Origin of the sequence: Haliea sp., assembly GCF_040222615.1 — a bacterium.
GTDB lineage: Bacteria > Pseudomonadota > Gammaproteobacteria > Pseudomonadales > Halieaceae > Haliea.
In genome coordinates this window covers 13,867-27,446 of record NZ_JAVKCQ010000057.1, presented here as the reverse complement: position 1 = coordinate 27,446, position 13,580 = coordinate 13,867, and the positions used below count along the sequence as shown (strand labels likewise).

11 protein-coding genes are annotated in these 13,580 nt (G+C 62.7%); 5 read left to right on the top strand and 6 right to left on the bottom strand.

Annotation, left to right across the window (positions count from 1 at the left end; translation table 11 throughout):
• On the bottom strand, positions 1-1,951 hold a 1,951-nt coding region (locus RJQ10_RS05045), incomplete at its 3' end, for a carboxy terminal-processing peptidase (RefSeq protein WP_350144262.1).
• A 188-nt stretch (positions 1,952-2,139) separates the two neighbouring features.
• Between RJQ10_RS05045 and RJQ10_RS05040 the strand changes: the two genes are divergently transcribed.
• Positions 2,140-3,870 carry a potassium/proton antiporter gene (locus tag RJQ10_RS05040; RefSeq protein ID WP_350144260.1) on the top strand — a complete coding sequence of 577 codons (1,731 nt, stop codon included), beginning with the start codon at positions 2,140-2,142 and terminating at the stop codon, positions 3,868-3,870.
• A 97-nt stretch (positions 3,871-3,967) separates the two neighbouring features.
• Here the strand turns inward: RJQ10_RS05040 and RJQ10_RS05035 are convergent, their stop codons facing one another.
• A complete protein-coding gene (locus tag RJQ10_RS05035) occupies positions 3,968-4,888 on the bottom strand; it encodes a cation diffusion facilitator family transporter (protein WP_350144258.1) in 921 nt (306 codons plus the stop codon).
• A 573-nt stretch (positions 4,889-5,461) separates the two neighbouring features.
• Between RJQ10_RS05035 and glgC the strand changes: the two genes are divergently transcribed.
• On the top strand, positions 5,462-6,727 hold the full coding sequence (glgC, locus tag RJQ10_RS05030) for a glucose-1-phosphate adenylyltransferase (RefSeq protein WP_350144256.1): 1,266 nt from the start codon (positions 5,462-5,464) through the stop codon (positions 6,725-6,727).
• Between the two features lie 101 nt (positions 6,728-6,828).
• Positions 6,829-7,746: a 30S ribosomal protein S6--L-glutamate ligase gene (gene rimK, locus RJQ10_RS05025; protein WP_350144254.1), complete on the top strand. Its 918-nt coding sequence runs from the start codon at positions 6,829-6,831 to the stop codon at positions 7,744-7,746.
• A gap of 12 nt (positions 7,747-7,758) precedes the next feature.
• On the opposite strand, the gene RJQ10_RS05020 is transcribed toward rimK, so the two are convergent.
• Complete coding sequence (locus tag RJQ10_RS05020) at positions 7,759-8,391, bottom strand: trimeric intracellular cation channel family protein (RefSeq protein ID WP_350144253.1); 633 nt, start codon at positions 8,389-8,391, stop codon at positions 7,759-7,761.
• An 81-nt stretch (positions 8,392-8,472) separates the two neighbouring features.
• Between RJQ10_RS05020 and RJQ10_RS05015 the strand changes: the two genes are divergently transcribed.
• Positions 8,473-8,694, top strand: coding sequence for a hypothetical protein (locus tag RJQ10_RS05015; protein ID WP_350144251.1), 222 nt, complete (start codon positions 8,473-8,475; stop codon positions 8,692-8,694).
• Positions 8,678-10,939, top strand: a complete 2,262-nt coding sequence (locus RJQ10_RS05010) for a fatty acid cis/trans isomerase (protein WP_350144249.1) — start codon at positions 8,678-8,680, stop codon at positions 10,937-10,939. Before RJQ10_RS05015 ends, RJQ10_RS05010 begins: the two co-directional genes overlap by 17 nt.
• Positions 10,940-10,969: 30 nt before the next feature.
• Here the strand turns inward: RJQ10_RS05010 and sohB are convergent, their stop codons facing one another.
• Genes sohB through dnaQ form a run of 3 tightly spaced genes read right to left on the bottom strand, consistent with a single transcriptional unit; the run spans position 10,970 to position 13,570 of the window.
• Positions 10,970-12,025: a protease SohB gene (gene sohB / locus RJQ10_RS05005; RefSeq protein ID WP_350144247.1), complete on the bottom strand. Its 1,056-nt coding sequence runs from the start codon at positions 12,023-12,025 to the stop codon at positions 10,970-10,972.
• 4 nt (positions 12,026-12,029) lie between these two features.
• Positions 12,030-12,848, bottom strand: coding sequence for an NAD(+) diphosphatase (nudC, locus tag RJQ10_RS05000; protein ID WP_350144245.1), 819 nt, complete (start codon positions 12,846-12,848; stop codon positions 12,030-12,032).
• A complete protein-coding gene (gene dnaQ, locus RJQ10_RS04995) occupies positions 12,845-13,570 on the bottom strand; it encodes a DNA polymerase III subunit epsilon (protein WP_350144243.1) in 726 nt (241 codons plus the stop codon). Before dnaQ ends, nudC begins: the two co-directional genes overlap by 4 nt.
• Between the last annotated feature and the right edge of the window lie 10 nt (positions 13,571-13,580).

Sequence of the window (13,580 nt, the reverse complement as noted above, 5' to 3'; positions counted from 1 at the left end):
GCTCCTCTCCCAGCGCTGCGCGGCGGCGGTTTTCAATTGCCAGGGCCTTGCGCTCCTGCTCTTCCCGCATGGCTACCCTGGCCTGTTCGTTGAGCGGCAGGGACTTGATGGAGCGGGCTTCGTCTGCCAGCCCGACCTGTTCTTCCAGGTACACGAACTCGGGGTTATTGATACTGCGGTCCCTGAACATCTCGGTGATCTCGGGTATGACTGACGCGACGTCGTCATAGCGGCGGTGCCGCACGGGATTGATCTGGTCCCAGTTGAGGGCGTGATCCAGCGCGCTCTCGCCGATCTGTTCGGGGTCGAACAGGGACGGGAAGCTGACATCCGGCACCACGCCACGGTGCTGGGTACTGTCCCCGGATATCCGGTAGAACTTGGACTCCGTCAGTTTCAGCTGGCCCTCGGTCAGGGGGACCATGGTTTGCACGGTGCCCTTGCCGAAGGAGCGGTCACCGACAATAATGCCGCGCTGGTAATCCTGGATCGCGCCGGCAAAAATCTCCGAGGCGGAGGCGCTGAGCCGGTTGATAAGCACGACCAGCGGGCCATCGTAGTAGGGTGTGCGCACGCGCTTGCCGTCGCGCCAGACCCGACGGGAGGAATGCCGGATCTGCACCGTCGGCCCGTATTCGATAAACAGTCCGGTCAGCTCGTTGGCTTCCTGCAGGGACCCGCCTCCATTGTGACGCAGGTCGATGACAATACCGTCCACCCCATCTTCCTGCAGCTCGCCCAGCAGTTTGCGCACGTCGCGTGTGGTGCTCTTGTACTCCTCTTCACCGCGGCGCATGGCGTCAAAATCGATGTAGAAGGCGGGGATATCGATCACCCCGATCTTCATCATGGTGTCGCCGGCGGGGACCTCCAGAATTTCCTTCTGTGCCGATTGCTCCTCGAGCTTGACCTGGTTGCGGACGATGGTGATTTCCTTGCGGATATCAGCCGTAGGCGACTTGGCGGGAATAACCTGCAAGCGCACGGTCGAATCCTTCGGACCCCGTATCAGCTCCACCACCTCGTCCAGACGCCAGCCGATCACATCCTCGAAGTCGCCGTCCTCACCCTGGGCAACGCCGATAATCCGGTCCGAGGGGCGCAGCTCCCCCTGCTTGTCCGCGGGGCCAGCCGCGACCAGCCGCGCCACCTTGGTATACTCGTCCTCGATCTGCAGCACCGCGCCAATACCCTCCAGCGACAGGCTCATGTTGATGTTGAAGTTCTCGGACCGGCGCGGCGAGAGGTAGTTGGTGTGGGGATCGTAGAGCTCGGTCAGGGCGTTGGCGTAGATCTCGAACACGTCCTCGTGATTGTATTGCTTGACCCGCTTCAGCTGGTTGCGATAACGCTTGGCGAGAGTGGGTACAATCTCCGCTTCATCTTTTTCCGCCAAACGCAGGCTCAGCACCTGGTTCTTCAGGTGGCGGCGCCAGCGATCATCGAGCTCGGCAGTGTCGGCCGCCCAGGGGCGGGCCTCACCGTCCAGGAAATAATCCTCTTCGATGGCGAAGTCCATCGCCGCCACCGTGGCTTCGAGATTGTCCACGATAGACGACAGGCGCTGCTCCAGACGTTGCTGGAAGCGGTTGAAAATGGCAAAGCCCGCTTCCAGGCTGCCCGCATGCAATTCTTCATCCATGCTCCGCCGATAGCGCTCGAACTCCGCCAGGTCGGTGGAGGTGAAGAACATCTTGCCGGCATCCAGGCTTTCAATGTAGTTGTCCAGATGCATGGAAGAGAGTTGATCGTCGTAGGTGAGCTTGGCGTAGTGGCGCTGCTCCAGTTGCTCCACAAGCTCAACGATGGTTTCCCGCTGACTGTCGGTGTAACCAATGGAACTGAAAGCCGGGAGGGAAACCGTCGACAGTGCCAGCGCCGCCAGCAAAGTGCCTAAGGTGACGGGCAGCCAGCCGGGACGGGTGACTGAGCGTACTATGGCTGTGGTCAAGGATTTTACCTCCGCTGTTTCGATGCTCAAGTGTAACGCGCCGTCGCCGGCCGTCCAACAACTGTCGGCAAGCAACGCTGGCCGATTTTGACCCCGCCCCCGGCGTTACGTTCCCGCCGGGCCACTGACAGCGGTCTGCGGTAGTGTACTATGCCGAGATTACGCCGGGGAAAGCGAATGTACACAGCATGATGGCCATAGAGCTCACCAACTCTCTGATTTTCTGGGGCGCAGTACTGGCGCTACTGTGCGTGATTGCGAGCGGGCTGTCGCGGCGAGTGGGCGCGCCGGTACTGCTGATCTTTCTGGTGCTGGGGATGCTGGCGGGGGAAGAGGGCGTCGGCGGTATCCGCTTCAACGACTTCGGCCAGGCCTTCCTGTTCGGCAGCCTGGCGCTGGCCATGATCATTTTCGACGGCGGCCAGGGAGCGCGCAGGGACACCTTCCGGGTCAGCCTTGGCCCGGCCCTGTCTCTGGCCTCGGTGGGCGTGGTCGTCACCGCGGGGATCACCGGCCTCGCGACAAAGTTCGTCCTCGGGTTCCCCTGGCTCGAGGCCATGCTCATCGGCGCCATAGTCGGCTCCACAGACGCCGCCGCGGTTTTTGGCCTGCTGCGCTCGGCGGGACTGCGCTTGAAGGAGCGTACCAGTGCGACACTGGAGATCGAGTCCGGCAGCAACGACCCAATGGCGATCTTTCTGACGATTACCCTGGTGGAGCTGCTGGTACTGCGGCCGGAGAATCCCGGCTTCGAGATTCTCGGCGCATTCGCGGAGCAGATGGGCTTGGGGGTCGCAATCGGTTTTACCGGGGGCTACGTGCTGGTCCAACTGCTCAAGCGCCTGCCACTGCCCGTGTCCATGTATCCGCTGCTGGCGCTGGCTGGCGGCATGAGCGTTTTCGGCATTACCAATCTCTGGGGTGGCAGCGGCTTTCTGGCGATTTACCTGGTGGGCATCCTGGTCGGCAACGCCTCCCTGCCGCACGCCAAGGATATCCGTCGCTTTCACGATGGCATAGCCTGGCTGGCCCAGATCGGCATGTTCCTGATGCTGGGCCTGCTGGTCACTCCCAGCAGCCTGATACCCCTGGTCCTGCCCGCCCTGGTGATAGCGCTCGCGCTGATACTGGTCGCGCGACCGGTAGCGGTGCTGCTCGCCCTGCTGCCGTTTCACTTCCCCTGGCGTGAGCAGGTGTTCATCAGCTGGTGTGGACTGCGCGGAGCGGTGCCGATCATCCTGGCCCTGTTCCCGTCCCTGGCCGGGCTGGAGCTGGCAGAGACCTTCTTTGAACTGGCCTTTTTCGTGGTCCTGGTGTCGCTGGTACTACAGGGGTGGACTATCGCGCCCATCGCCCGCTGGCTGCGTATCGAGGTACCCCCGGTACTGGAAGAACCAGAGCACCTGGTGCTGAAGATACCCGATGACCAGGAAAAGGAACTGCTGGTGTACCAGGCAGTGGGGGGCAGCCCCGCAATTGGCATGTCGGTGGCGCGCCTGCCCCTGTCCGGCGGCGCCCAGCTGGTGGGACTGGTGCGCCATGGGGTGCTGCTGGAAGAGTGGCAGCAGCAGGCCATTCAGGACGACGATCACGTCATGGTGCTGGGCACCGATGGCGGAACCCCGGCACTGGCGCGCCTGTTCACCCCGGCCGCGAGCCGCACCGACCGCGAACGCGAAGTCGCCGAATTCTTCGGCAGTTTCGTGCTCAAGCCCGATGCCCGACTGGCGGACCTGTCGCAGATGTATGGCTTCGAGGTCCCGCAACCATTGCGCGCGCTGACCGTGGGCGAGTTTATCAACCGCCAGTTCCACCAGAAGCCGGTGGTGGGTGACCGGGTGGCCCTGGGGCACGTCCAGTTTGTGGTGAAGAAACTGGAGGGCGACCGCATCGCTATCATCGGCTTGAAAATCGGCTAGGCAAGGGCGAGGGCAAGGCTGGTGCGCGCCCGCAGTCCATATGCAATAGTTTGCAAGTCTTGCGGGGCAAGCTGCGTTGCGCAGCGTCGCAATGCAGTCAGTCCGCCAGCGAGCCATCCCGCACGAACAACATATCCATGACGATTTCCGGCCGCCAGGTTTTGAGCGCGGTCTCACTGCGATACCGAATCGCGTCCAGATCGGCGACTGATGCCAGACGAAAGTTCTCTCCGACCACTACGTGCACCAGTAGGTAGGTATTGCGGCCGCGCTTGGTAACGCGCACTTCGACCCGGTCGGTCTCCACATCGGCCAGGCTCTCCAGCAGCTGCTGTTCAATATCGCTGACCAGCGGTTCGGGCGGCGCCATCCACAAAATTTCCCGCAGGCTGTCGCGCAGGATCCCCAGGGGAACGGGCAGGGCGACCGTGACGATGGCGATCAGCAGCAGGGGGTCGACCACCGGGGCGTAGTGCGCCCAGCTTGAGCCTTCCAGCAGCCATGCAAACAGGAATCCGGCGAAAACCGCGGCGCTGAGCAGGCCATCGACCAGCCAGGTACGGGACTCCACGGTAACCAGGTCGGAGCGGGTCTGGCGCCCGGCACGTGCCATCAGCCAGGCCACCAGCAAGCAGCCGATCGTGGCGGCGGCGCCGTAGACCGTGGCCAGACCGTACTCCGCGGGATTGCCGCCCAGCATCAGCCTTTTTACGGCCTCAACGCAGGCCCAGGTGCAGGCCACCAGAATAAACAGCGCCTTGAACAGATTCAGTGCGGGTTCCATCGAGGTATAGCCGAAATGGAACCGGTCGTCGTCGGGCCGCTCGGCCAGGCGCGCAACCTTGAGCGTCAACAGCGCGACGCAAAACGCGATCAAGGAATAAATCCCGTCAAACAGGATCGCATCCGAGCGCGTGAGCAAGGCAAAGGTCAGCGCCAGCGCGATAAATCCCAGGGAACCGAACAACGCCCAGCGCAGGGCGCGCTGTTCACTGTGTACATGAAGTTTGTGGCTCATGAGCTAAGTCCGCCATTGCCGCAGGGAACAGGGTGGCGAGCATCATGACCGTCAGGCTTGCGGCGGGCAAGAGGCGGGCGCTGAAGACGCAAGGCGACAGGGGCCATCGGGCCGGTGCGGGCATGCAGCGAGGAGGCTGTGCATAACTGTGTGCCCAAATCCTTTATTTAACATAATATATATTATGCGCATATGTGGATTCTTGTCAGAGTGGGGATGGCCGACTAATCTCCTTTCGGTTGATGCGCGTCAACGCCGCGATCTCCCGTCCGGCCTAGAATGGCAGAAGAGAATATCCCGGTAGCCGACGGGCTGCTCCAGCTGCGATGCACCAGGAGAAAACCGACATGCGAGCCAAGTGGATAGATCACGGCAGATCCGCACAGGGTCGGTGCACTCCGGAAAAAGGACGGCTGGGCACCCGAACCGCCCGTCGCTGGGATATATGGGCACAGCAGGCGGCTGCGGGACAGGTGCCGTGCTTTGCGACAGAACTGCGTTTCAACTGTGACGAGCTGGAGTGCCCCTGGCGGGACGAGTGCCAGCTCCTGCGGGCGGAATGGCGCCGCTAGCATGACCTTTTCTTTCCCCGAGCGTTTTGTCAGCGCCATGACCCGGGACACCCTGGCTCTGGTTCTGGCCGGTGGCCGAGGCACCCGGCTGGGCGGCCTGACGACGGAGCGTGCGAAGCCCGCGGTGCCGTTCGGCGGCAACATGCGCATCATTGATTTTGCGCTGTCGAACTGCGTGAATTCCGGTATACGACGGATCGGGGTGCTCACCCAGTACAAGGCCCATTCCCTGATTCGTCATCTGAGCCTGGGCTGGGGTTTTATGCGTGGGGAACTGGGGGAGTTTGTGGAGGTTCTGCCCGCCCAGCAGCGCACCAATGAAGGCTGGTACAACGGGACAGCCGATGCGGTATTCCAGAACGTCGATATTATTCGCGCCCACGACCCCCGGTTCGTGCTCATCCTGGGCGGCGACCATATTTACAAGATGGACTACGGTGCCCTCCTCGCCACCCATGTCGAGAACCACGCCGATGTCACGGTCGGCTGCATGGAGGTGCCGCTGGCTGAGGCAACCGCGTTCGGCATCATGGAAATCGAGCCAGACGGTCGGGTGTGCGGCTTCGCGGAAAAGCCGGCGTTGCCCCAGCCCATCCCTGAGCAACCCGGATACGCACTGGCGTCCATGGGCATTTACGTCTTTACCGCGGACTACCTGATTGAACGCCTGCTGCAGGACAGCCAGGAGCCGGAATCCGAGCATGACTTCGGCAAGGACATCCTGCCGCGTGCGGTCCAGCGGGACCGTGTCTATGCCGCCCCATTCCGCAATCAGAACGGAACCCGGGCCTACTGGCGCGACGTCGGGACACTGGACAGCTACTGGGCCGCAAACATGGAGCTGATCGGCGTGGTGCCGGAACTGGACCTGTTCGACACCCAGTGGCCCATACGCACACACCAGATCCAGGCGCCACCGGCGAAGTTCGTATTTGACGACGATGACCGTCGCGGCATGGCCGTGGATTCAATGATCGCCAGCGGGTGTATCGTTTCCGGCGCTCTTGTTCGGCATTCCGTGCTTTTCTCCAACGTCCGGGTGGAAGAGTCTTCCCGGGTTACCGACTCCGTCATCCTGCCGAGGGTGGTGATCGGCCCGAATTGCCAGATCCACAAAACCGTCATCGAGACCGGCTGCGCGCTGCCGGCAGGCACCGTTGTCGGGGTTGACGTGGAGCAGGACAGGCGCCGTTTCGAGGTCTCTCCCGGGGGTGTTGTCCTGGTAACGCCTGAAATGCTGCAACAGAGCCTCGATTATATCCGCTAGGGCCCGGCGCCAGGCTGCGCCATACCGCGGTTGTGTAAAACCAGCCCAGACCGGCTATGATGCACGCTGTATACCACCCTCTCCGACCCCAAGGACATTGTATGAAAATCGGTATCCTGTCACGCAACCGCAGGCTCTATTCCACCCGACGCCTGGTGGAAGCGGCAACCGCGCGGGGGCACGAAGTACGGGTTATCGATGTACTCAAGTGCTACATGAATATCACCGCCAACGATCCTACAGTGACATACCAGCACTCGGCGGAACGGGTCGAGGCCCTGGATTTCGATGCAGTCATACCCCGTATCGGCGCCAGCATCACCTCCTACGGTTGCGCCGTACTGCGGCAGTTCGAGGTGGGCCATGTGTACTCACTGAATGAGTCCATAGCCATCACCCGCTCCCGTGACAAGTTGCGGGCACACCAGTTGCTTGCCCGGCGTGGCATCGGTCAACCGGTCACCAGTTACGCTCACTCCGCCCGCGCCACCGACAAGCTGATCGAGTCCGTCGGCGGCGCGCCGCTGATTCTCAAACTGACCGAAAGCACCCATGGCAACGGCGTGCTGCTGGCAGAGACCAAGAAAGCCGCCGAAGCGCTGATCAATGCCTTTCGCGGCATTGGTTCCGATTTCCTGGTGCAGGAGTTCATCAAGGAAGCGGGCGGGTCCGACATTCGCTGTTTCGTAGTGGGAGAAAAAGTGATTGCGGCCATGCAGCGCAAAGCGGTGAAGGGCGAGTACCGCTCCAACCTGCACCGGGGCGGCAGCGCCGAGGTGATCAAGCTGCACCCCGAAGAGCGCAGGCTGGCGCTGAAGGCGGCGCGGGTCATGGGTCTGGACCTGGCCGGGGTGGACATCCTGCGCTCTGCGCACGGGCCACTGGTCATTGAGGTGAATTCCTCCCCGGGTCTGGAGGGCATCGAAGGTGCCACCGGCATCGATATCGCCAGCAAGATCATTGAATACATTGAGAAGGATTCCCAGGCCGGACCCAACAAGCCGACCGGAAAGGGCTGAGCGTCCGGGCTCTCAGGGTTTCGGGCCACCCCGCGGCTGGTACTTCGGCAGCCGTAAATCGAACAGGATCGCGGCGCTTCGCAGGGCAAAGGCGGCGGCCACTGCTATCGGCAAGGCCGCTTCCTGGGACCAGCCCAGGCTGGCAAGGGCCACATAGCTGACCGCGCCCAGAGCAGCGGCGGTGACATAAATGTCGGGTTCCAGCAGTACCGGAGGCCGGCCCAGCAAGCCGTCCCTGATCAACGAGCCAAAGGTGGCGGTCATCATGCCCATGCCAATCGCGACCAGCAGCGGTGCATCCCAGGCCAGCGCTTTCTGGGTGCCGAGCACGCTGAACAGGGCCAATCCCAATGCGTCCGCCCACAGCAAAAGCTTGCGTAGCGACTCGAAAAAGTGGGCCAGGAACCAGGTGGCGATACTGGCGCCGATGCAGACCCACAGGTAGGCGGTGTTCCCGATCCAGAAGACTTCGCCAGTCTGCAGCAACAGGTCGCGCACGGTACCGCCGCCGATGCCGGTAATGGTGGCGAACAGTACGAAGCCCAGAATATCGAGTCTTTTTTCCGCCGCCGCCAACGCGCCGCTGATGGCAAAGACGGCGATTCCCAGCAGATCCAGGGTGTAGATGACGGTGTCAGCGCTCATGTCGCTTGCTTGCTCCGGTTCAGGTGGGGCGGTGCAGTATGCGTGTTATGATCCACCGGACTATGGCCGAACTGGATTGGCATGCAGATGCACAGCAACCCCTGGTACCTTACCTCGCTGGGCGTGATCGCGGTACTGCTATTGGTGGCGGTACTGGCCTGGCTGACGGCTGAGCCAGAGCCCGCTCCCTGCGCGGATGTCGACCGCGACGTAGGTGCCGCGGTACTGGCGGATGAAAATGACCAGGACGCTCTCGTCAATCGCGCCATACTGATGCGGGGCAAATGTGAACCTGAAGAATAGCCCCGCAGTCCTGGTGGTCCTGCTGCTCCTGCGGGGCGCAGTCGCCTCGGCAGACGACACGGTGGAGAGAGCCCAGGAAATCCTGGCCCAGCGCTGTGTGGTGTGCCACGCCTGCTATGACGCTCCGTGTCAGCTCAAGCTGGAAGCGCATGAGGGGCTGACGCGCGGGGCCAACAAGACGCTGGTCTATGATTCCACCCGGCTGCTCGCCGGAGACCTTACCCGCCTGTTCGACGACGCCCACAGTCCCGAGGAATGGCGCGAGAAGGGCTTTTTCCCGGTGCTGGATAGCGAGCGCCCGGACCGGGGCGTGCTGCGGCAAATGCTGGAGCTGAAGCGGGCCAACCCCCTGCCCGCCACCGGCGCCCTGCCCCGCGGGTTTGATTTCGACCTGCACCGCGAGCAGCAGTGCCCGAAGCCGGGAGAGTTCGGGGATTTTGCCCGCGAGTATCCGCTGTGGGGCATGCCCTACGGCCTGCCGGGGCTGCACGCGGATGAACATGAGATCCTCACCCGCTGGCTCGATGCGGGCGCCCCGCCACCGCCGACCGAACCGCTGCCCGGGGCGCTGGCCGACGAAATCGTCGCCTGGGAGCGCTTCCTCAACGCCCCCGGAAACAAATCGCGGTTGATGGCGCGCTATATCTACGAACACCTGTTCCTGGCCACCCTCTATCTGGTCGATGGCGACAACCCGCATTGGTTCCGGCTGGTCCGCGCCGGCACCCCGCCCGGCCAGCCCATCGAAGTGATTGCCACCCGGCGCCCTTTTGACGACCCCGGCCGCAGAGACTTTTACTACCGTTTACAGCGCATGCCCATCGTGGTCGCGACCAAGAGCCACCAACCCTATCGCTTTGATCGCGCGCGGCGCGACTGGTACCAACAGCTTTTCCTGCAACCGGAGTACGAGGTTAACGCCCTCCCCGGCTACGATACCGACACCGCCGGCAACCCGTTTGTCAGTTTCGCCAGCATTCCGGTACGCGCTCGCTACCGTTTCCTGCTGGAAGATGCCGAGTTCACGATCATGAACTTCATCAAGGGGCCCGTATGCCGCGGGCAGATCGCCCTGAACGTGATCGAAGACAGGTTCTGGGTCATGTTCATGGATCCCGACGCTCTGGACCCCGAGCTGGACGGTCCCTTCCTGGAACGGGAAAGCCATAACCTGCGCCTGCCATCCGCTTCCACCGGCAGTGTCATTGACCTGCTCGACTGGCACCGCTACGCCCGCGCCCACAAGCGCTACATGCAGGCCAAGGACAAGCATCTGCAGCGACAGTATGACCAGCAGGGGCGCAAACCGGGGCTGGAGCTTGTCTGGGACGGCGATGGCAGCAACCCGAATGCGGCGCTCACCATCTTCCGTCACGTCGACACAGCTTCAGTGGTCAAGGGCTTTGTCGGCGACATTCCGAAGACGGCCTGGGTCATAACCTACTCCCTGCTGGAGCGAATCCACTACTTGTTGGTGGCAAATTTTGACGTCTTTGGCGCTGTCTCGCATCAACTGGAATCGCGCCTGTACATGGACTTCCTGCGCATGGAGGGCGAGCTCAACCTGCTGCTGTTCCTGCCCGCGGATGAGCGCCGGAGACTGTGGAAATTCTGGTACCGGGATGCTCCGGATGCGGTGCGCAAGCACCAGTTCATCCGCAGCGAAGCCATAGAGCTTGAGTCGCCGCTCGACTACCAGAGCGATGACCCCAAGACAGAGTTCCTGGGCTGGATGCGACAGCGCATTCACGGCGCCGGTGCCCCGCAGTTTGACTATCGCCGCAGCGCCAGTCCCGACATGGCCGCCGCCTTTGACCGGCTGGTCGCAGCCCGCGGCGCGCACAACCGGTTCCTGCCTGCGGTCAGCTTTGTCAATGTTATCGGCGGCAAGCGGGACGAGGCCTACACCCTGCTCCACGATGCCGGCTACAGTAATATTGCCCAGCTGTTCCGCGAGGAGGAGCGACGCTTGCCGGATGAGGACGCGGTGACAGTGGTGGCGGGCATCCTCGGGTCACATCCCAACCAGTTCTTCCAGATCCACGAAAAGCAGGTGCCGCTGTTTGTCGAGGATGTTCTCCGCCTGGGCTCGGAGGAGGACATGGCGCTCCTGCGCTATCGCTATGGCGTGCGACGCAATTCCCCCTGGTTCTGGACGGTCAGCGACCGCTTTCACGACCTGCAGCAGCGCCAGGACCCGCTGGCCGCCGGCGTCCTGGATTACAACCGCTACCACGGCTATTGAGTCAGGCGTGGCGGGCGAAAAGGTGCCTGCTCAGATGTGGGGGCCGCGATCATGCTGCCAGATTTTCAGCAGCCCGCGCTCGATGGCGCCCTCGGCGGCCATGCCCAGCTTTTCCTGCCAGTGCTTCTTCTGCACGTACTTGACCTCGAACACATCGCGTTCCCGCAGTTGCTCCTGAATGAAGGCATCGCTGGTCTGCAGGGCGTCGACCAGGCCGACGTCCAGCGCATCGCGGCCGTACCAGATTTCGCCGGTGGCGACCCTGTCGATGTCCAGGGCGGGCCGGTTCTCTGCCACGAAAGCCTTGAACAGCCCGTGGGTGGTTTCCAGATCCTCGATGAATTTCTCTCGTCCCTTGTCGGTATTTTCGCCAAACAGGGTCAGGGTGCGTTTGTATTCACCGGCGGTCATCAGCTCGAAATCGATGTCGTGCTTCTTCAGCAGGCGATGAAAGTTGGGTAGCTGCGCCAGCACACCGATGGAGCCCAGCACCGCGAACGGGGCGGCGATGATGCGCTGGCCGACGCAGGCCATCATGTAGCCGCCGCTGGCCGCCACCTTGTCCACAGCCACGGTGAGCCGGGCGCCGGCGTCGGTGATGCGCTTGAGCTGGCTGGCAGCGAGGCCATAGCCATGTACCAGTCCACCGGGACTTTCCAGTCGCAGCAGGATCTCGTCGCCCTCGCCCACCTGCGGCAATACGGCGGAGATTTCCTCGCGCAACTGATCTGTGGCACCCGCTCTTAGATCTCCATCAAAATTCAATACAAACAATCTATTACGATCACTTTCTGATGTATTTTCTTGATTCTTTGCGCGCCGTTTCGAAGCCTTTGCGGCGGCCTTTTCAGCCTTGTGCCGCGCCTTCAGCTCCGCTTTGTGGACTTCGGGCTCGACGATCGCCGCGCGCAGGGCATCGCCGATCTGCTCGTAGCGGTCATTGAGTTTACAGATCTCGATATGACCTCTGGGTTGCCCCTTGTGCCGCTGGCCAAGCGCGACAACGCCGCCAACAACCAGCAGGATGGCAGCAACAACAGTGACTGCCCGGGCGAGAAAAAGCCCATACTCGTAAAGATATTCCAAGAATCTACTCCTGTATCAATTCGCTGATGTAATGGCGGATGAGTTGCCCCGCGATCGATGTGGGGGGCGGCACCTGCGGCAGCTCACTGTAGTGATACCAGCCGGCATCGGCAATCTCGCCGGGCTCGCAGACTATCCTGCCGCCGGCGTACTCGGCGAAGAAGCCCAGCATCAGCTGGCTGGGGAACGGCCAGGACTGGGAGCCGAAGTAGCGCAATTCGCCCACCTCCACCCCGACTTCTTCCCGCACCTCGCGCCGCAGGGTGTCCTCGGCGCTCTCACCGGCCTCAATGAAGCCCGCGAGGGTGCTGTACATGTTGCCCGGGAAGTTTGCATTGCGCGCCAGCAGCAGTTCCTCGCCGCGAGTGACCAGGACAATGACACAGGGGTTGATGCGCGGATAATTTACTGTGGCGCAGGGTTCGCAGCGCATCGCCCGCTCCACCAGGTCGACCGCCATTGCGCTGCCGCAGCGACCGCAGAACTGGTGGTCACGCTCCCAGGCCAGCAATTGCGAGGCCCGGCCAGCGAGGGCAAAGAGCCCGTCCTCCACCCGCCCCAGCAGCTGGTACAGGTTGCCGCGGACAAAGCGCATGGGGTCCGGTTCGATGCCGGCATCAATCTCGACGGCAAAACAGGGACGGCCGTGCCAGTAGCCGAGAAACTGCTCCCGCACTACCATCCAGCCCATGGCCTGGAGTTCCACCCGTTGCAGCAGGGGGTCGCGGGCAGTCATGTCGGTCACCAGCTGGCCGCGCTGGAACACCAGGTGCAGGGCATCTTCGGCAGCTGCCGGCGGCCGGTTGTCTGGTTGAAAACTCATGTGCCCACTACCTCCCTCCAGAGGACCCGGCCGCCACTGGCGCGAGCGATGGCTTCCAGCTGTGCCTCGTGCGCCGCCAGGTCCTCCGCGCCCGCCCTGGGAACTGCCAGCGCGGGGCGCTGGGCAGGCAGGCGGCGGATACCTTCACTGCGGCCGCTGCCCTCGCCCTCGCCCGGGCCGTGGTCCGCCAGCTGGAATGCCGTCTGGCCACCCGTCATCGCCAGGTAGACATCCGCCAGGATCTCCGCATCCAGCAAGGCGCCGTGCAGGTCGCGCTGGGAATTGTCCACGGTATAGCGGTTGCACAGCGCGTCCAGGTTGTTGCGCTGCCCCGGGTGGCGGGCACGGGCCATGACCAGGGTGTCGGTTACGCTGCAGATCGACTGCAACCCCGAGTGGCCGTCGTCCAGCCGCTTCAGCTCGGCATCAAGAAAACCAATATCGAACGGGGCGTTGTGGATAACCAGCTCGGCTCCGCGCACGAACTCCAGGAAATCAGCGGCTACCTGGGCAAACAGGGGCTTGTCGTCGAGAAACTCGTTGGTCAGGCCGTGTACTTCAATCGCGCCCTGGTCCACCTCCCGCTGTGGGTTGATGTAGCGGTGAAAGTGGTTGCCGGTCAGGCGCCGGTTCACCAGCTCGACACAGCCGATTTCAATGATCCGGTGCCCCTGGTTGACCTCCAGGCCGGTGGTTTCGGTATCCAGTACAATCAGTCTCACATGTCTTCCT